Source organism: Corynebacterium suicordis DSM 45110 (assembly GCF_015351405.1).
Taxonomy (GTDB): Bacteria; Actinomycetota; Actinomycetes; order Mycobacteriales; family Mycobacteriaceae; genus Corynebacterium; species Corynebacterium suicordis.
In genome coordinates this window covers 1,109,962-1,136,904 of sequence record NZ_JADKMY010000001.1, presented here as the reverse complement: position 1 = coordinate 1,136,904, position 26,943 = coordinate 1,109,962, and the positions used below count along the sequence as shown (strand labels likewise).

The following is a 26,943-nucleotide window of genomic DNA, read 5'->3' as shown; positions in this document are numbered from 1 at the left end:
AACCCGGGGAACCGACGTGAGGGCACCGTGTTAGCACAGTTCAACCGCCCTGAGCACACTATTTGCTACAAATTTGGTTATAATAGGCGGTTGATCGCAATACACGCGCTTGCGAGGTGTTTGACCAGCAAGTTTGCGCAATTGAAAGGCAGATCCTGCTTGTTCCCAGAAGGGAATAATCAGCAGGTGGATGCGAAATACGAGGGAAAGGGCTTCTGTGGCAGCGAACGACTCGACCACTAGCGGTGAGAACAGCGAGAACACTGCGGTGCGCAAGGTGGCGAAGAAGACAGCCAAGAAGACCACCCGCAAGGTAGCTAAGAAGACCACCGCCCCACGGAAGGTCGCCGCCACTACCGCTGCAGAGAATTCCACCGCCGGAAATGAACCGGCAACAACCGCCGCTCCATCCGCGGAAAAGAAGACCGCAGCCAAGAAAACCGCTGCGAAGAAAACTGTGGCCAAGAAGACGGCCGCCAAAAAGACTGCAGCGAAGAAGACTGTTGCTGCCAAGACCGTGGCTCCTGAGGCCGAGGCTTCACTGACTGCGGCTCCTGAGGCCACGGAAACAGATACCGCAGCGCCAGAATCTGCAGCACCGAAGGCCGCGGCTCAAAAGACCACCGCCAAGAAGACTGCTGCTAAGAAAACCACTGCGAAGAAGACTGCGGCGAAGAAAACAGCAGCCAAGAAGACCACTCGCAAGGCCGCCACGAAGAAGGCAGATGCCTCCGTGGAGCCAGATGCTACAGAGGGCACCACTCCAGAATCCACCCCAATCGTTGAGGTTGTAGAACCCATCGCCGTTGCCGGTGTGGATGTTGAGCCAGATCTTGACGTAGCACTGGAAGCCGAAGACATCGAAGATGATGAAACCTTGGCTGATGACCTCGAGGGTGACATCGAAGACGATGCAACCCCAGTGGTAGTAGCTGAAGACGAGGATGAGGAAGAAGCCCCCACTGCGGGCAGCTTCGTCTGGGATGAGGACGAATCCGCCGCTCTGCGCCAGGCCCGCAAGGACGCTGAGCTCACCGCTTCTGCCGATTCCGTGCGTGCGTACCTCAAGCAGATCGGCAAGGTTGCCCTGCTGAACGCGGAGCAGGAGGTTTCCCTGGCCAAGCGCATCGAGGCTGGCCTGTACTCCACCTACCGCCTGGAGCAGATCAAGGAATCCGGGGAGAAGCTCTCCCCCATGAATCGCCGCGACCTGCGAGAAATCGTGCGTGATGGCCGCAAGGCCAAGAACCACCTGCTGGAAGCTAACCTGCGTCTGGTTGTGTCCCTGGCCAAGCGCTACACCGGCCGTGGCATGGCGTTCTTGGACTTGATCCAGGAGGGCAACCTGGGTCTGATCCGCGCCGTGGAGAAGTTCGACTACGTCAAGGGCTACAAGTTCTCCACCTACGCCACGTGGTGGATCCGTCAGGCCATCACCCGCGCCATGGCTGACCAAGCCCGCACCATCCGCATCCCCGTGCACATGGTGGAGGTCATCAACAAGCTGGGTCGTATTCAGCGCGAACTCCTGCAGGATCTGGGCCGCGAGCCCACCCCTGAGGAATTGGCCAAGGAGATGGACATCTCCGTGGACAAGGTGCTGGAGATTCAGCAGTATGCCCGCGAGCCAATCTCCCTGGATCAGACCATCGGTGATGAAGGCGATTCCCAGCTGGGAGACTTCATCGAGGATTCCGAGGCCGTGGTGGCCGTGGATGCCGTCTCCTTCACCCTGCTGCAGGATCAGCTGCAGGACGTGCTGCACACTCTCTCCGAGCGTGAAGCCGGTGTGGTTAAGCTGCGCTTCGGCCTCACCGACGGCATGCCGCGCACTTTAGACGAGATCGGCCAGGTCTACGGTGTCACTCGCGAGCGCATCCGTCAGATCGAATCCAAGACGATGTCCAAGCTGCGCCACCCATCCCGCTCCCAGGTGCTGCGCGACTACCTGGACTAGTTCCGTACTAAAACTGGGTTAACTCTGAACTAACCCAGCAACCACAAAGCCCCGGCTCCTCCGAGATCGCTCTCAGATGGCCGGGGCTTTTCCGTGGCGGAAAGTGCGCTACTTGTTATTGTCCTGCAGGCACTGCGCATACTGATCCTTGGGCACGTCTCCACATTCCTCAATTGCCTTCAGACCCACGCTAGTGAGGAAGATCGCGAAGCCCAGCGCCAGAATCGAGAGCACCAATCCCACGATGGCGAACGCCCGCTGCGTGCCATTGCGGGATGCGCGCAGCAGCGCAACGATGCCGATTGCCACACCAATCATTGCCACGATGATTCCGAAGACCGGCATCATGGCCGCCGGGATAGTCAGGATGCCCACGATCAGCGCTACGAGCGCCAACTTGGACACTGGACGCTGCCCCACAACCACGTCCTGGGTCTGGACGGAGCGTGGTGCGGAATCGAGATCCGAATAATCTTTCTTAGCCATAATCAGGGATTATCGCAGGTTCGGCGATGGTTTACCATTCGCGCAAATGATCAATTCGCTCTCTTAATTGAGCAGCGGAGCATAAAGCAGTGGGTGGCCCGCCACATTTCTTGCGCACCTCAGTGTGGATCGCGCCATGCGGCCGGCCCGTGCGCGCCGATGTCATATTGACCAAAGCGTTGAGTTCCTTACGCAGCGCAGGCAGCTCCTCGCTGGCGATTCGCGCGTGGGCCGCATGCAGCACAGTCCCCTCTTGCGCCTGCGCGATCTTCTTCTCCCGCTCGGCCTCGGCACGCGCTTCCACCTGCACCGCTTGCCGCCGACGCAACAATGTACGCATCTGTTCCGCATCCAACAGCCCCGGCAATCCCAGGTACTCCTGCTCCTCCTCGCTGCCCTCCACGCGGGTGCCATAGGTGGAGCCATCGTAGATCAGCGAATCGAGCTCAGCATCCGCCCCGATCGACTCATAACTGCGTGATTCGTCCGGTTCATCCTTTTGCTTGTTCGCCTCGGCCAGCGCCTGGTCATCCCATCCCTCATCAGGTCGGTCAGGCTGGCCCAGCACGTGGTTGCGTTGTCTTTCAATTTTCGACGCCAAGTCAAGCAATACCGGCACGCTCGGAAGGAACACGCTGGCGGACTCGCCCCGGGTACGCAGTCGCACGAAACGGCCGATGGCCTGGGCAAAGAAGAGTGGCGTCGAAGAACTGGTGGCGTACACGCCCACCGCCAGACGGGGAACGTCCACGCCCTCGGAGACCATGCGCACGGCAACCATCCACTCGTCTGTGGAATCGGAGAAGTCCTTGATTCGCTGGGAGGCTCCCGCCTCATCGGAAAGCACCACGGTCACCGGGGTGAAGCTGATCCGGTTCAGGATGGTGGCATAGGCGCGGGCAGCCAGCTTATCCGTCGCGATGACCAACCCGGCAGCATCCGGAGTCACCTCGCGCAGCTGCAGCAACCGTGTGTGCGCGGCCTGCAACACGGAAGGGATCCAATCGCCGCGGGGGTCCAGCGCGGTGCGCCAGGCCCGGGCATTCTGCTCCGGGGTGAGGATCTCCCCCAACCGGGCTTCGTATTCCTCGCCCGCGCTATCGCGCCAGCGGGCCTGCCCGGAATAGGCCAGGAACACCACGGGGCGCACCACCTGGTCGCGCAGAGCCTCGGTGTAACCGTAGGTGTAGTCAGCCTCAGATTCCAAGGCACCACCGGTTCCAGGGACCTCGCGGTAACGCACGAAAGGGATCTGCGAATCATCGGAGCGAAACGGGGTACCGGTCAGAGCAAGGCGTCGTTCCGAATGCGCATACGCCAAACGCACACCATCGCCCCAGCTGCGGGCATCACCGGCGTGGTGAATCTCATCGAGGATCACCAGAGTCTTCTGCGCGGTAGCCACCTGATAATGCTTGGTCGGCTTCATGCCCACCTGGGCGTAGGTGACCGTCACACCGTCATAGGCATTGTTGAATGCGGAACTGTTGGTGAAGGCCGCATCAAGAGCGATACCCATGCGCGCCGCTGCCGTGGCCCACTGAACTTTCAGGTGCTCGGTGGGCACCACGATCACGATGCGCTGCACCACGCGGGTATCCAGCAACAACCGCGCAACGGTAAGCGCGAACGTGGTTTTGCCTGCTCCGGGGGTTGCTACGGCGAGAAAATCCCGGGGAGCCTCATCCACATACTTTTCTAGAGCCTCCCGCTGCCATGCGCGAAGCCCCCTCACTTCTTGCGGAGGCCTTGGTAGATCTGCTCGCAGTCAGGGCACACTGGGGAACCGGGCCTTGCCTGCTTGGTGACGGGGAATGTCTCGCCACACAGCGCGACCACCATTTTGCCCTCGATGGCAGATTCGACGATCTGGTTCTTCTTCACATAGTGAAAGAACTTTGGGGTTCCGTCCTGCGTTTGGTCTTGAGTGACCTCTTTGGGCCGCTCGATTGTCGTAGTGCTCGTGTTACTCACAATGATCCATCTTGCCCCGCGCGTTCCGCATTTTCCACTCGCGTACTACCGTAGAACTCATGGCTGCAGGTAAGGGACACGACAAAGCGGGGCGGGGCTCCCACTCCGGTGCCCGCGCACGTTCCCGTGCTGTCACATTGATCACCAGCGCGCAGAAATCTCCACTCCAGGATTGGAAAGATAGGCGCAAGCTCTACATCACGCTTCAGCTCTCGCGCCTGCCGCTCATGGCGATGGCGGGTTTGCTGATGTGGTGGACAAACAACCTGTGGATCTCGGCATCCGTGGCGATGATCAGCCTGCCGCTGCCCTGGATCGCCGTGCTGCTGGCCAATGAAACGGGTAACTCCGATCCACGTAGCCAAAGGGTGTACAAGCCTCAATTGGTGCGCGAGGCGCGCAAGGCCCAAGCTCTGGAAGCCGAACGCCAGCGGCAATTGAGCCAGGGCGAGAATGCTCCCACGGATCAGCCGCAGGCCGTTGCCCGCAAGGCCTCGCCGGACATCATCGATATCGAGTAGCTGCTGGCGCTCTGCCTATTTCGAACGCCCGCCTATTTAAAACTCTGCCTGCCGCTCAACAATAAAGAGGGAAACCACGTGACTGCTGCCCACACCTCCACCGCCCGCCCCGGCAAGGCCCTCACACGGTTAATGGGGTTCTTGCGCACGGAGAATTACACAGTAGAACTGGTGCACACGGTCCTGGGTGAAGAGGGAGTCCGGGCCGCCGCCAGCGGATCTCCCCAAGCTGCGCTCTGGCACGCACATCACAGTTCAGCTCCCGAGTCATCCACGCTTCTGATCACCATGTTCTACCTCCGACAGCCGGGACAGCGTGCGTCCGTGGAAGAGCTGCTCGGAGCAGAGCTCACGTCCGAACTCATGGAAGCGCAGATCCTCAGCTCCGAGGACGAACACTTGGTTTCCCACGTGGATATCCGCCCGATATCCGTGCCCGCACACGGTGTGCAGGATGTGCTCATCGCTTCTGATCCCGATGCCTCCATGAGCGACTACATCCCGGATGCCGAACACGTCCCCGGGGTGGGAAATGCTCCCCTTTCCCTGCTGAACAATATCCCGCCCATTCGCCCCGGATCCCGAGTATTGGATCTGGGATGCGGCTCCGGGGTCTTGAGCGTGGTGCTCGGCGCCTCGGCGGAGGATGTGCGCGTGCTCGGCACTGATATTTCCTTGCGGGCCTTGGCTTTTGCGCAGGTTAATGGAGAGGTGGCGTCGAAAAATAAAAACGTCACGTGGAAGCACGGCGATTGGTTCGAGCCCGCCGCGGAGCAGGAATTCGATTACCTGGTGGCCAATCCGCCCTTCGTGGTGGGCCCTGCGGAGATCGGGCACGTGTACCGCGATTCTGGACTGCCGCTGGATGGCGCGACGCGCAAGGTTGTCTCCGAGGCCGCCGAGTACCTGGCTCCCGGAGGCACCGCGCACATTCTGGCCGCCTGGGCGCTGGAAGATCAGGAAACTGCGGGCCAGCATGTCGCGGACTGGCTGCCCGCCACGGGCGTGCGGGCCTGGGTGGTGCAACGCGAGCTGGTCGATCCCGCCACGTATGTGAGCACGTGGTTGGAGGACGAATCCATCGATCCGCGGCACGCAGTAGGCCGGGCGCGCACCCAGGAATGGCTGGATTTCTTCGCCGAGCACTCCATTTCCCGGGTGGGATTGGGCTTTGTCCACCTGCAGAGGATCGACGATGAAACCCCCACGGAAATCCTCGCCGAGAACCTTGATCACCCCGTGGCACCCGGAGCATTCTTGGGCGCAGAAGTGGCGGAGTACTTCGCCCGCTGCGAGTGGCTAGCCGGCCGAGATGCGCAGGACATCCTTTCCGGGCAGTACGCGTTGCGGCCAACGTGTGCGGTGGAGCGGGTGAGTCTTCCTTCTTCCGACGCCACCACTTCCCTAGGTTTCCAACCAGTGGTGCAGCGGATCACTCGCACTGATGGGCCGGCGTGGTCACACGAGGTGGATGAACCCCTGCTGGCGATTCTGGCTGGGTTGCATCCGCGCGCGCTTCCCCTGGAGGATGTGGTGGAACTCTTCTGTGCGGTGAACGACCTGGATCCGGAAGATTTTGGGCAGGTTTTGGTTCCGCTGATCGTTGATTTGATCCGGCACGGGATGGTCATCCCCGCGGAGCTCTGGGAAGCGGATGGCGATCTCCCCAATGGGGGGTAGCTGGGAACCGATTTTCAGATTTCTGCAGAGCGATGCAAACATGCGTGACGAGTCACGATTCCTCGTCTGTGCTGCGGTGTTTCTGGAGGTCACGGTGATTTTTTCCGAAATTCCGGTGACCAGGTTTTTCGCATCCCCCAGCGTAAATCGACCGCTCATGTAAGATGCTATGTACTGCCAAAACAAGTTTGATGGAACTATTGCTCGGCGCTATGCGTTTGAGAAGTAGATCAAAAAAGATCCACTGCTCCGCAAGCAAAGTGGCTGTATCCGCCCCGAACCTCAGGAGGTTTTCGCGTACATGAGTGATTCCATGTTTGACGATGACAACGTCGACACGCTCAAGGGGGCTGATCAATTCACCAGCGAAGATGAAAAGTCTCCGGAGAAGCCCGAAGACAAGGGTCGCCGCCGCGGTAATAACGAAAATCCTTCTGCCGACCTCGTGAGGGTTTACCTCAACGGCATCGGCAAGACAGCGCTTCTTACTGCTGAAGATGAAGTGGAACTGTCCAAGCGGATCGAAGTTGGCCTGTACGCCACTCACCTCTTAAACAGTGGAGAGACCCTCACCCGTGCCCGCAAGCGCGATCTGAAGATCCTGGCTCGCGAAGGCAAGGCAGCGCGCACCCACTTGCTGGAAGCAAACCTGCGCCTCGTGGTCTCCCTGGCCAAGCGCTACACCGGCCGCGGAATGCCCCTGCTGGACCTGATCCAAGAGGGCAACCTGGGACTCATCCGCGCGATGGAGAAGTTCGATTACTCCAAGGGCTTCAAGTTCTCCACGTATGCAACGTGGTGGATCCGCCAGGCCATCACCCGCGGAATGGCTGATCAATCCCGCACCATTCGCCTCCCAGTGCACCTGGTTGAGCAGGTCAACAAGCTCTCCCGCATCAAGCGGGAGATGTACCAGCAGCTCGGCCGCGAGGCCACCAATGAAGAGCTGTCTGAGGAATCTGGCATCGAAGAGTCCAAGATTGAAATGCTGCTCAAGCAATCCCGCGATCCGGTGAGCTTGGACATGCCAGTGGGTTCTGATGAGGAAGCACCTTTGGGCGACTTCATTGAGGATTCCGACGCCACCGATGCCGAAGCCGCTGTGGTCGCCTCCCTGCGCCACTCCGATGTTCGCGCTGTCCTGGGGACCTTGGAAGAGCGGGAACAGGATGTCATCACCCTGCGTTATGGGCTCGAAGACGGCATGCCACGCACGCTGGATCAGATTGGCCGGCGCTTTGGCCTTTCCCGCGAGCGGGTACGCCAGATCGAACGCGAAGTAATGGCGAAACTCCGCGAAGGAGACCGTGCGGAGAAGCTCCGTGAGTATGCTGTGTAGCGTTGCAGTAATTTCTTGATGACTGCGTAATTTTTTAAGAAAGGTCTACACCTTGAGGGACTTGGTCGATACAACCGAGATGTATCTCCGGACCATCTACGAACTAGAGGAAGAAGGAATTCCTCCTCTACGTGCGCGTATTGCGGAGCGACTGGAGCAATCCGGCCCTACCGTGAGCCAGACCGTAGCTCGCATGGAGCGGGATGGACTGTTGACGATCGCTCGCGACCGCTCCCTCAAGCTCAGCCCAGAAGGCCGCGAGCATGCCACCGCCGTGATGCGCAAGCACCGCCTCGCTGAGCGTCTGCTCACTGATGTCATCGGATTGCCTTGGGAAAAGGTGCACGATGAAGCGTGCCGCTGGGAACACGTGATGAGTGATGAGGTTGAGCGTCGCCTGGTCAACGTGCTGGATAGTTTTTCCACCTCGCCCTTCGGCAACCGGATCCCGGGATTGGCTTCCCTGCTGGACGAAGATCCACAGAAGGAAAACCTCCTGCAGAAGGTGGAGCCAGAAGTGGATGGAGATTTCATCCGCGCTTCCGAGGTAGAAACCGCAGAGCCTATCCAGGCGATCGTCCTCAACTTCAATGAGATTGTGCAGGTTGAGCACAAGATCATGGCTAAACTCAGCGCTTTGTCTATCGCCCCCGGCACCCAGGTGACCGTTCGCTACGCAGATGATGGCCTGTACTTGAAGAGCGACCAGGGTGAGATGATCATTCCTGACGAACTCTGCCACGCGATCTGCTTGCGCATCGTCAAGTAGATAATTGCTCTTTGATTTCCCCAGTGCCCGATCGTGTGATTCTCCACGATCGGGCATTCCCCTTTTTTCTTAATTTGGAAGGACAAGAATGACCTCCACCGCGCCTGACTCTGCAGCAACCGAATCCGCCTCCCTCGCTGGAGCCGCACTGCAACCCGGGAGTCACGTCCTTGTTACCGGAGCCGCAGGCTACGTAGGCAGCGTGTGCGCTACTGTGCTGCTCGAGCAGGGATACCGGGTCACAGTGGTGGATGACCTTTCCACCGGCAACCGGGATGCCATCCCCGAGCAGGCCGAGTTCGTTGAGGGGGATATCCGTGAGCTCGCCGAGTCTGTCCTGTCCGGTTCCGATATTTCTGCGGTCTTCCACTTCGCAGCCCGCTCCTTGGTTGGGGAATCCGTGGAGCAACCTGCTGCATACTGGCACCACAATGTGGTGACATCCCTGGAATTGCTCGATGCCATGCGTCGAAATAACGTTAATAACCTGGTCTTTTCCTCCACGGCCGCCTGCTACGGCGAACCCGAGCAGGTGCCCATCACGGAGGCCATGCCCACCCAACCCACCAATCCTTATGGTGCCTCCAAGCTCACCATCGACCACATCATCACCAGCTACGCGAATGCTTACGGCCTGGGAGCCACTAGCCTGCGCTACTTCAACGTGGCTGGCGCGTATGGCTCGGTGGGAGAAAACCGCGAGGTGGAAACGCACCTCATCCCGCTGGTGCTTCAGGTAGCCCTCGGCCACCGCGAGCAGATCGCAATGTTTGGCACGGACTGGCCCACGGTCGATGGCACCGCAGTACGCGATTACATCCATATCCGTGACCTGGCTGATGCCCACATCTTGGCTGCTACCTCGAATGCTGCGGGTGAGCACCGCATTTTCAACCTGGGCAGCGGCGATGGATACAGCGTCAAGCAGGTAGTGGAAGCGTGCCGGGAAGTCACGGGCCACCCCATTCCTGCGGTTGAGGCTCCGCGTCGCGCGGGTGACCCCGCCACGCTCATCGCCTCGAGCCACAAGGCTATCGCGGAATTGGGATGGGAGCCCACGCGCTCTGACCTGCACACGATCGTCTCTGATGCATGGGCGTTCACGAGTGCTCTGGGAGACAAGGCCCACTCGGCACGGCCTCGGCCATAGCGTCCCAATCCACGGCACGCTCCAGCTTGTCGATGAATTCCCGGTAGCGTTCGCGGAAGGTTTGCTCCATCTGCGCATCTCGAGGCGAATCCTCCGGGAGCGCCCAATTAACGGCCCAGAAGACCCCATGCTCTGCGACTCGATGAGCCTGGGCTTTGCTCGTGCCTTCCATGTGCCCCTGCCAGAGGTGGCTGCGCATCAGCGCGGTCAATCCATCGATGTTCCCCAGCTCTCTCGGTTTGCCGAGTTCTGACCCGCATCTTTGCAGAGTGTGGAAGGCGGGCATTCCCTCCCCGTTTCCCGCCAACACGGTGGACAGCAGCGCGAGCAGCCGCCGTCGCACCTGAGTGCGAGTACGCCGTGCCGCTTCAGCCAGAAGTTCGCGCATGATGGGAGCCCTGTCCCCCAAGCTCAACGCCACCAACAGCGGGTGCAGCCTTTCATCCCGCGCCAGGCTTGCCGCGGCCAGCACGAATTTCCTGCGCCCGCACTCCTGCTCCAGCAGCGCATCCCCGCTGTGGATGGAGAGCACAAAGTCCATCACCGTGCAGGCATCTTTGAGCAGTTCGGTGGTTTCACCAGCGGATTCAGCAGAGTCCACGAACGTCCGCGGATACAGCGGCTGCACACTCTTGAGCGGGGTAAGCCACGTATCCAATTCCTTCCGGCTCCCGAAGATCTTGGCGCCGTGGATGGCGGAATGGGAATACATCGGGTTGTCGGTGAGCAGCCCAATGCTGCCTCCACCTCCCGTTTCCAGATCCTCCCAGTCGCCTCCGCTGACAAGTTCTGGTGCCCACCACGAACCGAGCGAATCGATCTCATGATCCAGCAGTGTTTCTTCCGCCATATCCACGCACTGTTCAGCCTGCGCTTTCCGCGGGTGGATCGCATAGAGCAAGGCCTTCACATCTTCGATATCCGTGAGTGCCCGGGCCATTGCGCGCACGGCATCGGTGATGGATTCCGGATCCATTTCTGCGCGCACCACCGGGCCCACCCGGAATCGATGGGGGTGCGATGGATCCGGGAGAATGCCGATGATCACCAGGGAGCGATCCGGCACAAAGCCCATCATGGACGGCATCGCCGCGAGAATGGCGCCCGGATCAGAACCGATCAGAATCGGGTTGTGCGGAATACGTTCTGGTTCGAAGGCGTTGGATGGAGAGTCTTCGCTGTGAGTCATGCACTCATTGTGGGGCCCGTATGGCGGGCTACATCCGGAAGCGAGAGCCGCAGCCGAGGGTTTCCTCAGGACCGTGTGGACAACCCGTGACCTGTGAATAAGTGCCGAGTTCGGCTGGTAGACTAGACCAATATTTAGTGCGAGAAGGGAGCGCCACTATGAACGCCAATGATCGCCCGGCATTTGACCGCTACAACCACTCCGATAACAATCGGCGGAAGAACTCCATGTATGAGTTGGCCTACCCCGGGCCAATCGCTGCATCCGCTGAGTTTTCTTCCCTGCCCATGATTGTGGCTTTGGAGGGTTATGCAGATGCCGGCCAGGCTATCTCCCAGGTATCCTCCCACCTGCTCCAGGCACTGGATAGCACTCCTGTTGCCACCTTTAACGTGGATGAACTGATCGATTACCGAGCTCGCCGTCCCAGCGTCACTTTGGATCATTCACGCGTGGCTGGCCGGGAAAAGCTGAACTTGGTGCTGCACTTGGTGAAAGATACCAACGATTCCCCTTTCCTCATCCTCACCGGCCCAGAGCCGGATTTGAAGTGGGAATCCTTCGGCAAGGCCGTGACGGAACTGGCGCAGCGTTGCTCGGTGGAGCGCGTGGTCACCCTGTACTCCGCCCCCATGACCGTCCCACACACTCGCCCGTTGGTCGTGAGCGCACATGCCTCCGATCCGAGCTTCATCAAGGATTTTCATTCTTGGGGTGCCCGGATGATCATTCCTGGTTCCGCCGCGTTGGACATTGAGTTGAAGCTGAAGGAGGCCGGTCTGGAAACCGTGGGTTTGACCGCCCACGTGCCGCACTACATCGCCGCTTCGGATTATCCGGAGGCCACCCGTGCCCTCCTGGAGGCGGCCGGCAAGCTCACGGATCGTTCCATCCCCGTTGGGGCGCTCGACGCCGACGTGGAGCGGATGCAGCGTCAACTCGCAGATCAGGTGGATGATAACCCGGAGATCGCCACGGTGGTCAATGCCCTTGAGCAGCAGTATGACCTCGAGTCTGAGCGGCAACGACAGCGCAAGGAGAGCAATCTCTTGGAGCCGGGGCAGGATATTCCCACTGGAGAAGAGCTGGGTGCCGAGTTCGAGGCTTTCTTGGCCGAGATGTCCGATGGTTCCGGTGAGACCACTGAGGGTGGCGAGGAATAGCCCGTGGGTGTTGCTGCGGATCTCGCTCGATTGCTCCCGGACCTCGATGAGGTCCCCGAGAGCTTGGTAGATGATGCCATTCTCGAATCTTTCCTTGGCTGGGCGAGGGATCGTGGCATCACCCTCTACCCTGCTCAAGAGGAGGCAGCGACCGCGCTGGTTGCTGAAGATAACGTCATCTTGGCCACTCCCACTGGTTCGGGAAAGTCCATGGTGGCCATCGCCGCACACTTCGTGGCTTTGGCGCGCAAGCAACGCAGTTTTTATACCGCACCCATCAAAGCGCTGGTGAGTGAGAAGTTCTTCGATCTCTGCCAAACCTTCGGCCCGGAAAACGTCGGCATGATGACCGGCGATGCGACCGTCAATGGACGCGCCCCAATTATCTGTGCCACGGCCGAAATCGTAGCCAACATTGCCCTGCGCGAGGGTGCCGATGCCCAGATCGAACAAGTGGTTATGGATGAATTCCACTACTACTCCGAGCCGGATCGTGGCTGGGCATGGCAAGTTCCACTGCTGGAACTGCCCAAAGCGCAGTTCCTCTTGATGAGCGCGACGCTGGGTGATACCGAGGCCCTGCAAGAGGATCTCTCGCAACGCACTGGTCGCACCACCACCTATGTCACCGGCAGCATCCGGCCAGTTCCGCTGGATTTTCATTACGTTTACACCCCAGTCCACGAGACCATCGAGAATCTCTTGGCGGAGGGGAAATCCCCCATCTACGTGGTTCACTTCACTCAGCGTGAAGCCGCGGAGCGCGCCCAAGCTCTCACAAGCCTTTCTGTGGTGGATGCCGAACGCAAGAAACTCATTGCAGAAGCCATCGGTACTTTTCGTTTCAGCTCTGCCTTCGGCAAGGTGCTCTCCCGCCTGTTGCGGCAGGGCATCGGAATTCACCACGCGGGCATGCTCCCGAAGTATCGCCGCCTGGTGGAGCAGCTCTCCCAGCAAGGATTGCTGCGCATCATCTGTGGCACGGACACATTGGGCGTGGGCATCAACGTTCCCATCCGCACCGTGGTGTTCACCGAGCTGGCCAAGTATGACGGCATCCGCCACCGCATTTTGAAGTCTCGAGAGTTCCACCAGATCGCGGGTCGCGCGGGACGCGCGGGATATGACACCGAGGGCACCGTGGTGGTGGAGGCGCCGGAGCACGAAATTGAGAACTTCCGCCTCCGGGAACGCGCGGGTTCTGATCCCGCCAAGCTCAAGAAGATGCGCAAGAAGGCCGCCCCGGAAGGCCGCGCCACCTGGTCTGAGAAGACATTTGCACGGCTCACCACCGCTGAGCCAGAAGAGCTGGTCAGCCAATTCCAGGTGAGCAACTCTCTGCTGCTCAATGTCATTGCCCGCGAAGAGTGGACCTATGGGGCGTTGAAGCACCTGATCCGCGGCAACCATGACTCGCGCAGCAAGCAAAACGCCTCAATCCGCAATGTCATTGAGCTCTACCGCGGATTGCTCAGGGCGGGCGTGGTGGAGGAATACGATGATCCCCGCACTAAGAGCGGAAAGAATGCCCGGCTCACCGAAGATATGCCACGCGATTTCGCGTTGAACCAGCCGCTCTCCCCTTTCGCCTTCGCAGCACTTGACCTGCTGGATCCGGAATCTGACACCTACACGCTGGATATCATCAGCACTTTTGAAGCGGTGCTGGATGACCCGCGGCAGATCCTCATTGCTCAGCAAAAAGCGGCACGCTCCGAAGAAATCGCCGCTCTCAAGGCAGAGGGCGTGGACTACACCGAGCGCATGGCAATCATCGAGGATGTCACCTGGCCCAAGCCATTGGCGGATCAGCTGGATGATGCGTTCGAGCTGTTCTGTGAGGGAAACCCGTGGGCGAAGGATTTCGATATCAGCCCTAAATCTATCGTCCGTGAGATGATCGAAAAGGCGATGACGTTCTCGGATTTCATCGCCACATATGGGTTGGCACGCTCCGAAGGCGTTTTCCTGCGTTATCTCACGGATGCATGGAAGACCTTGAGTCATTCAGTTCCCGCGGGGCACCGCACGGAGCAGTTGGAGGAAATCCTGGAATGGCTGGGAGAAGTCATCCGCCAAGTGGACTCCTCTCTGCTTGATGAGTGGGCGACCATGGGCGATGACGAGACTCCCCTCACCGAGGAACAGGTTCAGGAGCTGGCCTTCGGCATCGAGGATGCTTCCCTGCTCACCTCCAATCCCCGTGCACTGCGCACCATGGTGCGCAACCTCTTCTTCCGGCACGTGGAACTGTTCGCATTCGAGCGCGAAACCCAATTGGCGACCCTGGATGAGTACTTGGACGACCCACCAAACTGGCCGCAGGCAATGGACGATTATTTCGACGAATACGCCGACCTGGGTGTGGACATGGATGCTCGATCCGGTGACATGATCCACATTCAGGAAAACATGGGATTCGACGGCCCGGAGCAGGGAATTTGGCTTGTGCGCCAAACCTTGGATGATCCGGAGAAGGATCACGGATGGGCGTTCACCGGTGAGGTTGATTTGGCGCAATCCAATGAATACGGCGAGGTGCGGTTGCGCGCGCTCCGCGTGGTGGAAGGCTAAAACTAGCCAGCGCGGTGCTGCGCAAGGAACTCCCGGCTGCGGTTATCCGCAGCTTCGATAGCCCCCGAGAGGATATCCCCCAGCTCCACGTAATCTCCGCTGCGCGTGGTGCTGGAACGATAAGCCAGCACCAGCGACCTGCTGGCCTTCTCCAAGCCATTGGCAAAGGTGCCAAAGGCCAGACCCGGGCGCGTGCATTCCACTGCTACCGCGCTCATGGGAACCAAGGTGGAACCCATTCCCGCGGACACCAGCTGCATCACCGTGGTGAGACTGGCAGCTCGGGTGATGGATTGCCGCTGATCTTTCTTGATATCCGCGATCCGGCACAGTTCCACCACTTTCTCGGTCAGGCAGTGCCCATCATCCAAGAGCATGATGTTCAGCTCGTGCAGATCCGCCAACACCAGGTCGTCCCTGCCAGCCAGAGGGGAATGCTCGGGCACGACCAGGACAAACTCTTCGGTGAACAGCGGAATACTGTAGAAGTTTTCCCTGTCCAAGAGGCCACCAACCACCGCAACTTCCAGGTTTCCGCTCTTCAACCCCTCCACTAGATCCGGGGTCTTATCCTCCACGATGTGGGGGAACAGTTCGGAGGCGCGCTCCGGGGCAATCTTGAGGAAATCCGCCAGGATGTACGGAGCGATGGTGGGGATGAGACCCATCGTCAGGGAGCCCACCAGGCCGCCTTTCACTCCGCGTGCATGGTTGACGAATGCATCCAAACTTTCCAGCGTGGCTTGAGCAAAGGGCAATAGCGCCCAGCCAATTGGAGTGACGATGACCTTGCGCGTGGAGCGTTCGATCAACTGCACCCCCAGGCCCGCTTCAAGTGCAGCGAGAGCTTGGGAAAGTGAGGGCTGGGAGATTCCCAGGTGCGTGGCAGCTGTGCCGAAATGACCGAACTCCGCAATCGTTGCGAAAGTCCTGAGCTGAGCCATTGTCGGTCGATATTCCTTGTGAACCACGTTGCAAGCCTACATAAGAGTGCAGCTTGCAAGAGGAGCGCACCGAGCGTTCACGGTGCGCCATGCGTTCAGGGTGCGCCATGCGCCCAGGGTGCGCCACGCGCCCAGCGCGACTACACCACCGTGACGGTCGCGCGCGTGCTGAACGGAGTGAGTTCCCCGCCCAGGGCTTTGGAATCTCCCCGGAATTCGATGGTGTACTCCCCTGGCTGTACATCCCGGGTGCTCCACGACACGATCACGGTGGTGGTGCCCCAGGAGTTCTGGAACGTGATCAATGTAGATTCACTGGAATCATTGCCGATGACCTCACCGTTGGCGTCGGTAATACTCAAGTAACCCTCCCCGTGCCGCAGGTTGTTGTTGGGATTGGCTCCCACCAGCTTCAACGTGGCGTTCTCGCCGCGAGTCACGCGCCCTGGGGCCTGGAGCACGTCGCCAAATCGCTTTCCGAAAGGCGCGATATCCACCAACGGGTTGGAGCCCGGAGCGGCTGGGATCAAACCAGTGAGGTCGCCCGCAGGGCCACCCGCGTTCACCGGCTTGCCCTGTTTCATCGCCACTGCCAGCTCAGAGAAGATCTGCTGCATGGCCGGAAGTTGGTTCCGCCCAAACGCGGTAGCACCACCCTCGTAGTTCTGCGTGGAATACTCCTCCGGGGTGGTCACGTAATGTCCATAGCCATTCACATAACCCTGGGAGACCACGGAATCCAGTGGGACATCCAGCGCTTCTGCCACCGCGCGCCGCAAGCGCAACCCCGAAACGATGGTCGCCTCAAAACCATGGGAAATGAGCACCAGGCCGCCGATGCGGTGGATGTAGAACGGGAACACCTGCTGGAGCATGCCGGGGATAAATCCCACGGGCAGCAGCATCTCCTTGGGATCGTGGATGTCATGCATTTCCTTCGGGATCACCACGTTGCCCACCTGCTTGACCCATGGCGTGCCGCCGCGCTCGCCCTCATTGAATCCCAGCAGGGGCTCGCCGCCACCGTCTTCCTGAGAAGAGGCCGCGAAGCTCGCTCCGAGGATGGCCGGGCTGGTCTTGCCGGGCTTGCCATCGACCGTCCACTTCCCCGCCACCTCTTGCGCAGAAATATCCGCCCAACGGTAGATGCCGCTGATCCCGCTCCCGCTCACACCACTGACTTCGGTAGCATCCGCGATGCCGCCCATGAGCCTTTCGCCGATGATCCGCGCGGAATCCTGGGAATTGACTCCCGGGCCGCTATCCGGGGTCAATCCCAGGTTCGGGGTGATATCTCCCGGCGAGGAGTTCGCGAACGCGGCCACAAATGGTGCGTTTTCCGGGTGTTGGTGATCCACGCCCATGGCTTCTTCCGTGGCCCAGGCGGCATAACCCTTGTTGTCCGTTCCCACATGTCGATAGGTATGGCCGTTGCTCGTGGGGTGCACGGCGAACCAGTTGATAAAGCCCACCGAAGTATCCCCGCGGTGGATGTGCAGCGTGGTGGCGGCGGGATCAATGCCGTTCGGGAAGTGATCCTTATCGGCTTGCGGGTTCTTATCAAACGCCTGCTTGGAGCGGTTCGCGCTGGCATTGTGCACCTCAGCCCGAGTCAAGGTGATGTCCGAAGGCTGGATATCCTCATGTGCCCGGGAAATTGCCTCCACGATTCCTGCCACATTCGCTTCAAACGTGACCGGCCGGAATCCGCCGGCAGTGAGATCCACCATTAGGTGTGCAGACGTCCCGCCCGGTGCAATGTGGGTGTGTTGCGCGTGCAGCAGCACATTGTGCTGGCCGTAGTGTTCCCCGAATTTTCCTTGGAGACGACGCAGCACTTCCAAATGAATGGATTGGAACATCAAGCCGAGATCAGCCGTGCAGTGCACCACGCGCTGTCCTGATTCCGGGTCCACGAAAATGAAGGCGCGGGCGTACTGCCTGCGCTGCAGGCCAATTGATGACTGCTCCAGCACGGCGTAACCGTTCATTCCCGCGCCCCACGGCTCGCCCGTCATGTCCGCCATGCCCCTGCCCACCTGCAAAGATCCTTGAGGATCGGCTGCGGCTTGCCCGGTTCCCAGGGAGCTCCACAGCACGCCGCCACCAATGGCAGCCAGGCCCGCGAAGAAGGTTCTTCTGGAGAAAGCAGAGTTGAATGAGGTACTTGGTGGAGCGGCCACCTCCGTGAATGAGTGTGCGGTTGTACGTGCAGCGGGCATGGCCACGTCGGTCACTTGCTTTCTTCTTGTGAACTATATTGCTGGGGAAATAATATACCGGTGCAAATAGCTCGCCAGGCAGAATGAAGAACTGCGCTGCCCACTTGTTAGAATTGCCACAGTGAGTACCCCCAGCAGCAGCGATCAAGCACATGACGGCCACCCCCGCCAGCAGACTAGTCATGGCCGGAAGAAGCGTCGCCGCCGTTCTTCACGCTCGTCACACCAAGGGCAGCGCAACCGTCCGCGCATTGAGCGGCACATCGGCCCCATCCACTTCCCCGAGCAGCTGCCGGTCAGCGAACGCCGGGAAGAAATCATGCGGGCCATCAGCGAGAACCAAGTGGTCATCATCGCTGGCGAAACGGGTTCCGGTAAGACCACCCAGATTCCGAAAATGTGCTTGGAGCTGGGGCGCGGCCGCAGTCAGGTAATTGGTCACACCCAACCTCGGCGCCTCGCTGCCCGCAGTGTGGCCGACCGAATTTCCTACGAGTTGAGTGAATCCAGCGAAGAAAACAAGTCGCTGGTGGGTTACAAGATCCGCTTTGACGACAACATCAGCTCGGCCACGGCCATCAAGCTAATGACAGACGGCGTACTGCTCAATGAGATTCAGCGCGATCGCAAGCTGCGCGATTATGACACGCTCATCATCGATGAGGCTCACGAGCGCAGCCTGAACATCGACTTCCTGTTGGGCTACCTCAAGCAGCTGCTGCCACAGCGCCCTGATCTCAAGCTCATCATCACCTCGGCAACGATCAACCCCGAGGCATTCGCGGAACACTTCTCCGATGCTGATGGAAAGCCCGCCCCCATCATCGAGGTCTCTGGCCGTACCTATCCCGTGGAGGTACGGTATCGACCCCTGGTTCGTGAGCACCTCAACGAGAAAACGGGTGAGGTTATCGAATCCGAGGTGGATCCTCTGGATGGATTGGTGCAGGCGTGCCAGGAGCTCATCCGCACCGGTCCCGGCGATATCCTGTGTTTCTTCTCCGGCGAGCGAGAGATCCGCGATGCCGCCGATGCCCTGCAGGCGGCGTTCCCCGGCAAGCGCGGGAACATCGATATCCTGCCGCTGTTTGGCCGGCTTTCCAATGCCGAGCAGCACCGGGTCTTCTCGCCCGGTGGCAACCGACGCATCGTGCTGGCCACCAACATTGCGGAAACCTCGCTGACCGTCCCCGGCATTCACTATGTGGTGGATACCGGATACGCGCGTATTTCTCGCTACTCCCACCGCACGAAGGTGCAGCGGTTGCCCGTGGAGGAGATCAGCCAGGCCAGTGCTACCCAGCGCTCGGGACGTTGTGGCCGTACCGCGGATGGCATCGCCATCCGCCTGTACTCCGAAGAGAACTTTGAAGCTCGGCTAGAGTTCACCGATCCCGAAATTCTGCGCACGCACTTGGCCAGCGTGATTCTCTCGATGACTGCCCTGGGATTGGGCGATATCGATCAATTCCCCTTCCTCCAGGCTCCGGACAAGAAGTCCGTCCGTGACGGCATCGCCCTATTGCATGAGCTTGGGGCGTTGAGGGTGGCGTCGAAAGAAAAGAAGAACGACCCCGCACCGCAGGAGCTCACGAACACGGGCCGGGACATGGCGCGTATCCCCACCGATCCGCGGTTGGCCAGGATGCTGGAGGCAGCACATCACAACAATGTGTTGGAGCAGGTGGCGGTGATTGTGGCCTCGCTCAGCATTCAGGATGTGCGCGAGCGTCCGCTGGAGCACCAGGGCAAGGCGGATCAGCTCCACGCCAGGTTTGCGGCGGATTCTGATTTCATCAGCGTGCTGAAGCTGTGGAACTACCTGCAGGAACAAAGGCGTGAGCTCAGTGGCAATCAGTTCCGCAAGCTGTGCCAGAGTGAGTTCATCCACTACATGCGCTCGCGGGAGTGGATGGATCTGGTGCGTCAGCTGCTGACGGTGATCCAGGATCTCTCGTGGACTATCCCGAATCTGCAGCACGTGCGTGACCTGGAGTTTTCCGAGGAGAACATCCAGGAAGAGGCGGTGCACAAATCGGTGCTCACGGGTCTGCTCACCAATATCGGTATGCGAGAGGGCAACTCCAAGCAGTTCACTGGGGCGCGCAATTCCCACTTCGTGGTGCACCCGAGCTCGCAGCTCTCCAAGAAGCCGCCGCAGTGGATCATGGCCGCAGAGCTGGTGGAGACTTCGCAAATCTTCGCGCGCACCATCGGGCCGATTGACCCGCAGTGGGTGGAGAGTATCGCCCCACACATGACCAAGACCGTGCACTCTGAACCACATTGGTCCAGCTCTCGGGGCGCGGCAATGGTGCATGAAAAGGTGCTGATGTTAGGGCTTCCGCTAGTGGCGGACCGCACGGTGCAGCTGGGTAACACGGATAAGCCTCTGGCCCGTGAGCTGTTTATTCGGCACGCCTTGGTGGAGGGAGATTGGACGACCAAGCACGCGTTCTTCCATCGGAATCAGGAGATGTTGGAAGAGGCTGGGCAGCTGGAGGAAAAGGCGCGGCGTCGCGACATCATCGTGGACGACGAAACCCTGTTCCGCTTCTACGATTCTCGGATTCCGGACAATGTCACGTCTGCGCGCCACTTCGACTCTTGGTGGAAGAAGGCGCGTCACAAGGATGCGGAACTGCTGACGTTCTCGCCCGAGGCCTTGATCGACTCGGCAGAGGGAGCCACTGCCGCCAATGAGTTCCCCGATGTGTGGCAGCAGGGATCTTTGGAGTTCGAACTGGAATACGTGTTCCAGCCGGGTGATCCGCGAGACGGCATCACCATGCGCGTTCCCCTACCGCTGTTGGCAACAGTCAACGGCGAGGCCACGCGATGGCTGGTCAGCGGGCTGCGCCACGAGCTATGCATCGCACTGATCAAGACTCTGCCAAAGCCGCTACGCCACACGGTTGTGCCGGCCACGGACTTTGCCTCCCGCGCCCTAGAGCGGATGACTCCGTTTGATGGTGCCATCGAGAATGCCCTGGCTGACGCCCTGCGCTCGCTCGGTGGCAGCGGGATTTCCGGGGATGACTTTGATTGGTCGCGCGTCCCCGACCACCTGAAGATGAACGTGGCTGCTATCGGGCGGCGCGGAAATGTGGTGGAGCAGGACCGCGATGTAGACGCATTGCAGAACCGCCTGACCTCGCAAGTCACCACCGCGATTGCTCAGGCGGCGGCTCGTTCCCTCGGGGCTGCGGGTCAAGCACCTTCCCCTGCGGAGGCACCATTGCATTCCGGTTCTGGGCCACGCGCTTCTGGATCTCAATCTTCTGAGTCTCAATCTTCTGAGTCTCAATCTTCCGGGGAATCCACGTCTTCGCGTGGCAAGCAAGGCAAGAAGAAGCAGGATCGCCCGAACCGCGGTGGTGCCACCACCGGTGGTGTGCTGGCCCGGGCAAGCGAGTGGGATGCGCAGGGCATCGGCACGATCCCAGAGACCGTGGAAACCATCGTGGACGGGCAGCCGGTGGTTGCGTACCCGGCCATCGTGGCGACCGCCGAGGGGGTGGTGTTGCAGGCTTTCCCGACGGCACAATCCGCTGCCGCGCAGCAGTTCAAGGCAGTTCTGCACATGATGGTTCAGAAGGTCAGCGTGTCCCGGAACCAGATGCTCAAGGGATTGCCGCTGCGTCAGCGCGTGGCTTTGGAGAACTTCCCCTATGGCGGGTTCGATCTTCTCTTGGAGGATCTGGTGGCTGTGAGCTGCAAGACGATCTTGCAGGAGAAGGGGCCGATTATTCGCGATCCTCAACGCTGCGCCGAAGTAGTAGCGCTGGCCCAGAAGGACGGTGCGGGAGCGGTGCGCCGAGCGGTTGTGGAGGTTGCCCCCGCTGTGTTGGCTGTGGCAGATATGGCCGAAGAGCTCAAGGAATGGAGCGGTGAGCCCATCGCGCAGATGCGCGCGCAATTGGACTTCTATCTGGCCTCGCATGCGGTGGCGCGCCACGGCGTGCAGCAATTAAGGCATGTTCCGCGGTATGTGGCGGCCATGAAGTCTCGGCTAGAACTCATGGAGAGCGATCCCGGCAAGGAAGAGATGCTGGATGCGCAGGTCTCGGAGGCCGTGAAGTATCTGCAGAGCACGCTGGGGCGGTTGCCTCAGGCCCGGTCAGCTTCCCCACAGATCAAGGAGGTGCGATGGATGATTGAGGAACTACGAGTGAGTCTCTTCGCCCAGCATTTGGGTACTACCCGCTCGGTGTCTGTGCAGCGCATCAAGAAGGCGCTGGATAAGATCCGCTAAGTGGATCGGCTACCCGCGTGCCCGGTGGGCACGGAGGGATTCGATTTCCTGTTCAAAGTCTTCCGCGCTATCGAATGACTTGTACACAGATGCGAAGCGCAGGTATGCGACTTCATCGAGGTTTCGCAGTGGATCGAGGATCGCGAGTCCAATCTGGTTGGTCTGCACCAGCGAGCCGTGCTCGGCACGGATGATCTGCTCGACCTCATGAGCGAGGCGCTTGAGGGCATCGTCTGACACGTTTCGGCCTTGGCAAGCCCTGCGCACACCCTTTACTACTTTTTCGCGACTGAACTCTTCTGTCACGCCACTTCTCTTGGTGACGAGCAGGATGGATCGTTCCACGGTGGTGAAGCGTGTTGTGCAATCCAGGCATTCTCTGCGGCGGCGAATCGACACACCCATTTCAATGGTGCGGGAATCGACCACGCGGGACTGTTGCGAACTACATTTTGGGCAAAGCACGAGGTTCATCGTAGTCCGCGGGTCTCATTACTGGAAAGCGGATTCCAGAAACCGCTTCCCTACTGCGCGGCTCGCAACACACCACGCGGCTGGCTCACCCAGCACCTCAGAAACTAACGACCGGCGGGTGCCTCGGCAACCGCCGCGGGAGAAGACACTGAGGCGGACGGAGCCGGTGCTTCAGCCGGATCTGCCAAGAACAGTGGGCTCAAGCCAAGGCTCAAAACGATGCTGGTGGTTGCCAACAGTGCGCCTCCCTTAGAGGTGGCGAAGTTCTCCACTCGGCGTGACCACTGATCGAGCCACGAGGTAGGGGTATTATCGAACACCGTTGGATCACCGGAAACAATTCTTTCCGCGCGGCGAATCTTCGACCGGGTAGGAACCAGGGCACGGCCCTCACCGAAAGTGTTCGATTCCGAACGAGTCCGCAGGGCGTGATCTGGCGCGTCCTTGAGAAATTCAGACAAGCTCAAGGTGGTGCGTGGTGCGGGTGGAGTCTTGCGAGCAACAGCGGTTCCAGCCTGCGGAGTGGAGTTGAACTCCAGTGGACGGCGGGTGGTGTAAACGCTAGTCATCATATCCTTCTTTCCTCTGTGCCCGTGCCATACTGTGTTACGGGCTGTTCAGTACTCATTACTGTTTCCAACAGTTCAACTGCTCTGAAACTCATTAAACTCACTGCCAAGACAACATAATCGAACAGTGACCCTAAAAGCCGGATACTTAGTACGAACGTTCGATATTTGATGCTGTTTCAAAAAATAGCACGCCCGTTCGATACTGTCCACCCATGTTCGAAAATATTTCGAACAAATGTGCCAAGCGTTTCTCAATCAATGCGCTATGGTGGTGAAGTACGTTCCGCCCGTCCCCGCGTTGACCGGGAAGATCCCTTCCCCCGAACCGCGTGCCCGCCCGATCTCGAACCCAGGAGCAGTCTTGAGCCCAATCAATTCCGCAGACAACAGTCTTTCCGCTGCCGATGCGCCAAAGAGGAAGCCTGGTCGCCCGCGCAAGTCAGAGGCTGACCGAGCCGCCACCGTGAAGGCCAAGGGCAAGACCGCTCTCACCGAACGCCAGCGCCGGATCTTGGAAGTCATCACTGATTCCAAGGTGCTGCGCGGTTACCCACCAAGCATTCGAGAGATCGCAGAAGCAGTGGGTCTCCAGTCCACCTCATCCGTGTCCTATCACTTGGGGCAGTTGGAAGATAAGGGCTTTTTGCGTCGTGAAGATAAGAAGCCACGCGCAGTAGATATCCGCAACTATGAGGCAATGCCCAAGAAGGCTGTGCCTTCGCAGGCTAGCGATGAGCGGCCCGAAGCCTCATATGTACCGGTTGTGGGTCAGATCGCCGCCGGCTCGCCGATCTTGGCGGAGCAAAACGTGGAAGCTGTCTTCCCCCTGCCCCACGAGCTGGTGGGAACGGGCGAGCTTTTCCTGCTGCAGGTAGTGGGCGAATCCATGCGGGATGCGGGAATCCTGAATGGCGACTGGGTCGTGGTGAAGTCGCAGAAGGTCGCCGAGTTTGGTGAATTCGTGGCGGCAATGATCGATGGCGATGCCACGGTCAAGGAGCTGCACAAGAATGATGACGGCCTCTGGCTGCTGCCCCACAATGATCTCTTCGAGCCAATCCCCGCGGAAGAAGCCGAGATCCTGGGCAAGGTCGTAGCAATCCTCCGCAAGATATAGGTTGCCCGGGTGCTCTCCGCCTGATGGGAAGAGCATCCACCCCTGGCGTTAGTGCCCCGGACCCCTGCCCCGCGCTAGGATTCCAGAAGACAGCAGTATCAATTCTTCTGCCGCTCGCACGTGCCGCCTTCACATGGCCTCCCGGGAAAACTGGGTGGCGCGTGAACCGGCTGGGGTGAGCGTAGATTGAGCGACGAATCAGGAGGGCACACATGCCGTTGCGCTCGGATGAACGTCGCCGTCAGATCACCTCCTTGACCGCAGTGAAGGGACGCACTACGGTCTTGGAACTCGCCGAGAAGTTCGGCGTGACAGCAGAAACCATCCGCCGGGATCTCTCCACCCTCGATGAACAGGGCAGCATCCTGCGTGTCCACGGGGGTGCAGTTCCGGCTCGCACGTATCGCACGGATCACACACCGTATGAATCCCGTGCCCGGGCATCGCTGGCCGCCAAGCGGAAGATCGCCAACAAGGCCATCTCACTTCTCCCCCAGCCGGGCAGCACGCTGTTTCTCGACGGCGGCACCACCACCGCCCTCATGGCCGAAGCACTCGCGATGGCTGATTCCCCGGAGTTCACCGAGCCGTACAAGCTCATCACCAATTCCCTGCCCATCGCCAAAACGCTGGCCAATTCAGCGAACTTCGATATCCAACTGCTCGGCGGGAAAATCCGCCCCCAGTCTCAATCCGTCCTGGGCAGCGTGGCCACCCAAACCTTGGCCGTGCTGCGCGCGGACGTGGCGTTCGTGGGCACCAATGCCCTGACCCTCGAGCACGGCCTGTCCACACCCGATGCCGAAGAGGGCGCGGTCAAACGGGCAATGGTGACCAATGCGGATCAGGTGATTGCTTTATGCGACGCCACCAAGTTCGGCCTGGACTACCTGGTCAGCTTCGCCCCCACGGAGGATATTGACACCGTGGTGACCGATCTCGCCAGCGACGAGCCCTATGTCCGCGCACTCAAAGAATGCGGGATAACGGTGGTGTTTGCCGCCGATTAGGCGGTTTCGGACACCACGAACTCGTGAAGCTCCCCAGCCACAGCTGCGGGCAGGCGCACTTCCATGCGGGTGCCGGCATCATCGTAATCCTCGCTGATCACGGTGCCGAGCTCGTGAACCCGGGTCACAATGTCTCCCCTCGTGAAGGGAATGTGCACGTAGACGTGGGTATCCAAGCTGTTGAGGAACAGCTCCAGGCGCGTCTCTAGCTCTTCAATGCCCTCGCCAGTATGCGCGGAGACAAACACCACGTCATCCAAGCGGTGGCGCAGTTCCGCCAGCACCAGAGGGTCGGCGGCATCGATCTTGTTCACCACCAACATTTCCGGAGGCGCGGGCCGCCCGGTCTCCTTGACGATATCGCCAATCACCTTGTTCACGGCAGCGATCTGCTCCATGGGGAATGGATCGGAACCATCCACCACATGGAGCACCACGTCGGCCGCGAGCACTTCCTCCAGGGTGGAGCGGAAGGCTTCCACCAGCTGTGTAGGCAAGTGGCGAACAAAACCCACCGTGTCGGTGAATACCACGGCGCGCCCATCACGCAGGCTCGCCCGGCGGGTTGTGGGATCCAGGGTGGCGAAGAGAGCGTCTTCCACCAAAACTCCAGCACCCGTCAAGGAGTTAATCAGCGAAGACTTACCGGCGTTCGTGTAACCAGCGATAGCCACCTGCGGAATCGCGGCTGCATCGCGGCGCTCGCGCTTGATATCGCGGGAGGTCTGCATCCCGGCAATTTCCTTGCGCAACTTGGCCATGTCGGTGCGCAAACGGCGCCTATCGGCTTCGATCTTGGTCTCACCTGGACCACGCAGGCCCACGCCGCCATTGGATCCAGCTCGGCCACCAGCCTGGCGGGACAGAGCTCCACCCCAGCCACGCACGCGCGTGATGAGGTACTCCATCTGAGCCAGCGCAACCTGCGCCTTACCTTCCTTGGACTTTGCGTGCTGCGCGAAGATATCCAGGATCAGCATGGTCCTATCAATCACCTTGACGTCCAGCGTCTTTTCCAGGGCGATCATCTGGCTGGGGCTGAGCTCACCATCACAGATCACGGTATCGGCACCGGTTTCGGTGACGATAGCCTTGACCTCTTTGACCTTGCCGCTGCCGATGTACGTTCCGGAGTCTGGCTTATCCCGCTTCTGATAAAGCGTGTCCACGATCTCCGAACCAGCGGTTTCCGCCAGTGCCTTCAGCTCCGCGAGTCGCGCCTCAATCTGCGCCACGGTGCCTTCGGTCCACACGCCCACGAGCACCACCTTTTCCAGGCGCAGCTTGCGGTACTCCACGTCATAGCCATCGGACTGCTCATCCGTGTACGTGTTCACGCCACGGGTCAAGCGCCGCAGGCTAGAGCGGGCTTCCAGATCCAGTTCGCCTACCGTGGGCGAGTGATCGGCATTCTCGGCAGGGTTTTCGGCAGGGCTGCCCGCCTGGTTTTCGGCAGTGTCTTCTGCCACGTTTACATTGTCAATAGTGTCGTGATCCGCAAACTCTTGAGTGTCGCGATCATCGTAGTGTTCTGTCATTACCTCCAA

The 26,943-nt window shown here is 59.9% G+C and carries 20 protein-coding genes; 11 read left to right on the top strand and 9 right to left on the bottom strand.

From position 1 onward, the window contains the following. Window positions 1-217 precede the first annotated feature (217 nt). The gene (locus tag IRY30_RS05270) at window positions 218-1,957 is read left to right on the top strand and encodes an RNA polymerase sigma factor (protein WP_309825028.1); all 1,740 of its coding nucleotides are present in this window, start codon (window positions 218-220) and stop codon (window positions 1,955-1,957) included. A gap of 108 nt (window positions 1,958-2,065) precedes the next feature. On the opposite strand, the gene IRY30_RS05265 is transcribed toward IRY30_RS05270, so the two are convergent. From IRY30_RS05265 to IRY30_RS05255, 3 genes are read right to left on the bottom strand one after another with little or no spacing between them, the layout of a single operon-like run. After that, entirely contained in the window at window positions 2,066-2,443 is a 378-nt protein-coding gene (locus tag IRY30_RS05265; RefSeq protein WP_194556290.1) for a DUF4190 domain-containing protein, read from the bottom strand. A 31-nt stretch (window positions 2,444-2,474) separates the two neighbouring features. Then, a complete protein-coding gene (locus IRY30_RS05260; RefSeq protein WP_194556289.1) occupies window positions 2,475-4,178 on the bottom strand; it encodes a DEAD/DEAH box helicase in 1,704 nt (567 codons plus the stop codon). Then, window positions 4,175-4,417, bottom strand: coding sequence for a DUF3039 domain-containing protein (locus tag IRY30_RS05255; protein ID WP_194556288.1), 243 nt, complete (start codon window positions 4,415-4,417; stop codon window positions 4,175-4,177). The genes IRY30_RS05260 and IRY30_RS05255 overlap by 4 nt, the downstream gene beginning before the upstream one ends. Window positions 4,418-4,476: 59 nt before the next feature. On the opposite strand from IRY30_RS05255, the gene IRY30_RS05250 reads away from it, so the two are divergent. From IRY30_RS05250 to galE, 5 genes are all read left to right on the top strand, one after another. Further along, window positions 4,477-4,938: a DUF3099 domain-containing protein gene (locus IRY30_RS05250; protein WP_194556287.1), complete on the top strand. Its 462-nt coding sequence runs from the start codon at window positions 4,477-4,479 to the stop codon at window positions 4,936-4,938. 78 nt (window positions 4,939-5,016) lie between these two features. Further along, window positions 5,017-6,618, top strand: coding sequence for a DUF7782 domain-containing protein (locus IRY30_RS05245; protein WP_194556286.1), 1,602 nt, complete (start codon window positions 5,017-5,019; stop codon window positions 6,616-6,618). Between the two features lie 301 nt (window positions 6,619-6,919). Then, window positions 6,920-7,957 (top strand): sigma-70 family RNA polymerase sigma factor, encoded by a 1,038-nt coding sequence (locus tag IRY30_RS05240; RefSeq protein WP_374708544.1) that lies wholly within the window; start codon window positions 6,920-6,922, stop codon window positions 7,955-7,957. 52 nt (window positions 7,958-8,009) lie between these two features. Continuing rightward, window positions 8,010-8,726, top strand: a complete 717-nt coding sequence (locus IRY30_RS05235) for a metal-dependent transcriptional regulator (protein WP_194556285.1) — start codon at window positions 8,010-8,012, stop codon at window positions 8,724-8,726. An 88-nt stretch (window positions 8,727-8,814) separates the two neighbouring features. Further along, the gene (gene galE, locus IRY30_RS05230; RefSeq protein ID WP_194556284.1) at window positions 8,815-9,876 is read left to right on the top strand and encodes a UDP-glucose 4-epimerase GalE; all 1,062 of its coding nucleotides are present in this window, start codon (window positions 8,815-8,817) and stop codon (window positions 9,874-9,876) included. Here galE and IRY30_RS05225 read toward each other — a convergent pair. Continuing rightward, window positions 9,827-11,065: a DUF4192 family protein gene (locus IRY30_RS05225; protein ID WP_194556283.1), complete on the bottom strand. Its 1,239-nt coding sequence runs from the start codon at window positions 11,063-11,065 to the stop codon at window positions 9,827-9,829. The two genes, galE and IRY30_RS05225, sit on opposite strands and share 50 nt — an antisense overlap. Before the next feature lie 158 nt (window positions 11,066-11,223). On the opposite strand from IRY30_RS05225, the gene IRY30_RS05220 reads away from it, so the two are divergent. Together IRY30_RS05220 and IRY30_RS05215 are read left to right on the top strand one after the other, a co-directional pair. After that, on the top strand, window positions 11,224-12,228 hold the full coding sequence (locus tag IRY30_RS05220) for a PAC2 family protein (RefSeq protein ID WP_194556282.1): 1,005 nt from the start codon (window positions 11,224-11,226) through the stop codon (window positions 12,226-12,228). 3 nt (window positions 12,229-12,231) lie between these two features. Continuing rightward, window positions 12,232-14,802 carry a DEAD/DEAH box helicase gene (locus tag IRY30_RS05215; RefSeq protein WP_194556281.1) on the top strand — a complete coding sequence of 857 codons (2,571 nt, stop codon included), beginning with the start codon at window positions 12,232-12,234 and terminating at the stop codon, window positions 14,800-14,802. A gap of 2 nt (window positions 14,803-14,804) precedes the next feature. On the opposite strand, the gene IRY30_RS05210 is transcribed toward IRY30_RS05215, so the two are convergent. Both IRY30_RS05210 and IRY30_RS05205 read right to left on the bottom strand, forming a co-directional pair. Next, complete coding sequence (locus IRY30_RS05210) at window positions 14,805-15,746, bottom strand: hydrogen peroxide-inducible genes activator (RefSeq protein WP_228502586.1); 942 nt, start codon at window positions 15,744-15,746, stop codon at window positions 14,805-14,807. Window positions 15,747-15,886: 140 nt separating this feature from the next. Continuing rightward, on the bottom strand, window positions 15,887-17,983 hold the full coding sequence (locus tag IRY30_RS05205) for a neutral/alkaline non-lysosomal ceramidase N-terminal domain-containing protein (RefSeq protein WP_309825030.1): 2,097 nt from the start codon (window positions 17,981-17,983) through the stop codon (window positions 15,887-15,889). Between the two features lie 106 nt (window positions 17,984-18,089). On the opposite strand from IRY30_RS05205, the gene hrpA reads away from it, so the two are divergent. Beyond that, a complete protein-coding gene (hrpA, locus tag IRY30_RS05200) occupies window positions 18,090-22,223 on the top strand; it encodes an ATP-dependent RNA helicase HrpA (RefSeq protein WP_194556279.1) in 4,134 nt (1,377 codons plus the stop codon). Window positions 22,224-22,232: 9 nt separating this feature from the next. Here hrpA and nrdR read toward each other — a convergent pair whose 3' ends face one another. Both nrdR and IRY30_RS05190 read right to left on the bottom strand, forming a co-directional pair. Further along, entirely contained in the window at window positions 22,233-22,688 is a 456-nt protein-coding gene (gene nrdR, locus IRY30_RS05195; RefSeq protein WP_194556278.1) for a transcriptional regulator NrdR, read from the bottom strand. A gap of 113 nt (window positions 22,689-22,801) precedes the next feature. Next, window positions 22,802-23,269 (bottom strand): hypothetical protein, encoded by a 468-nt coding sequence (locus IRY30_RS05190; RefSeq protein ID WP_194556277.1) that lies wholly within the window; start codon window positions 23,267-23,269, stop codon window positions 22,802-22,804. A 370-nt stretch (window positions 23,270-23,639) separates the two neighbouring features. On the opposite strand from IRY30_RS05190, the gene lexA reads away from it, so the two are divergent. Continuing rightward, window positions 23,640-24,386: a transcriptional repressor LexA gene (gene lexA / locus IRY30_RS05185; RefSeq protein WP_374708565.1), complete on the top strand. Its 747-nt coding sequence runs from the start codon at window positions 23,640-23,642 to the stop codon at window positions 24,384-24,386. 218 nt (window positions 24,387-24,604) lie between these two features. Further along, window positions 24,605-25,396 carry a DeoR/GlpR family DNA-binding transcription regulator gene (locus IRY30_RS05180; protein ID WP_194556579.1) on the top strand — a complete coding sequence of 264 codons (792 nt, stop codon included), beginning with the start codon at window positions 24,605-24,607 and terminating at the stop codon, window positions 25,394-25,396. Here IRY30_RS05180 and hflX read toward each other — a convergent pair. Continuing rightward, window positions 25,393-26,934 (bottom strand): GTPase HflX, encoded by a 1,542-nt coding sequence (hflX, locus tag IRY30_RS05175; RefSeq protein ID WP_194556275.1) that lies wholly within the window; start codon window positions 26,932-26,934, stop codon window positions 25,393-25,395. The two genes, IRY30_RS05180 and hflX, sit on opposite strands and share 4 nt — an antisense overlap. Window positions 26,935-26,943 lie beyond the last annotated feature (9 nt).

What these genes read in the sequence shown, in the direction of transcription:
- IRY30_RS05240 (WP_374708544.1), top strand. Translation starts at nt 6,920, where the DNA reads ATGAGTGATTCCATGTTTGACGATGACAACGTCGACACGCTCAAGGGG.
- IRY30_RS05265 (WP_194556290.1), bottom strand. Translation starts at nt 2,443, where the DNA reads ATGGCTAAGAAAGATTATTCGGATCTCGATTCCGCACCACGCTCCGTC.
- IRY30_RS05190 (WP_194556277.1), bottom strand. Translation starts at nt 23,269, where the DNA reads ATGATGACTAGCGTTTACACCACCCGCCGTCCACTGGAGTTCAACTCC.
- IRY30_RS05225 (WP_194556283.1), bottom strand. Translation starts at nt 11,065, where the DNA reads ATGACTCACAGCGAAGACTCTCCATCCAACGCCTTCGAACCAGAACGT.
- IRY30_RS05250 (WP_194556287.1), top strand. Translation starts at nt 4,477, where the DNA reads ATGGCTGCAGGTAAGGGACACGACAAAGCGGGGCGGGGCTCCCACTCC.
- galE (WP_194556284.1), top strand. Translation starts at nt 8,815, where the DNA reads ATGACCTCCACCGCGCCTGACTCTGCAGCAACCGAATCCGCCTCCCTC.
- hflX (WP_194556275.1), bottom strand. Translation starts at nt 26,934, where the DNA reads ATGACAGAACACTACGATGATCGCGACACTCAAGAGTTTGCGGATCAC.
- IRY30_RS05220 (WP_194556282.1), top strand. Translation starts at nt 11,224, where the DNA reads ATGAACGCCAATGATCGCCCGGCATTTGACCGCTACAACCACTCCGAT.
- IRY30_RS05210 (WP_228502586.1), bottom strand. Translation starts at nt 15,746, where the DNA reads ATGGCTCAGCTCAGGACTTTCGCAACGATTGCGGAGTTCGGTCATTTC.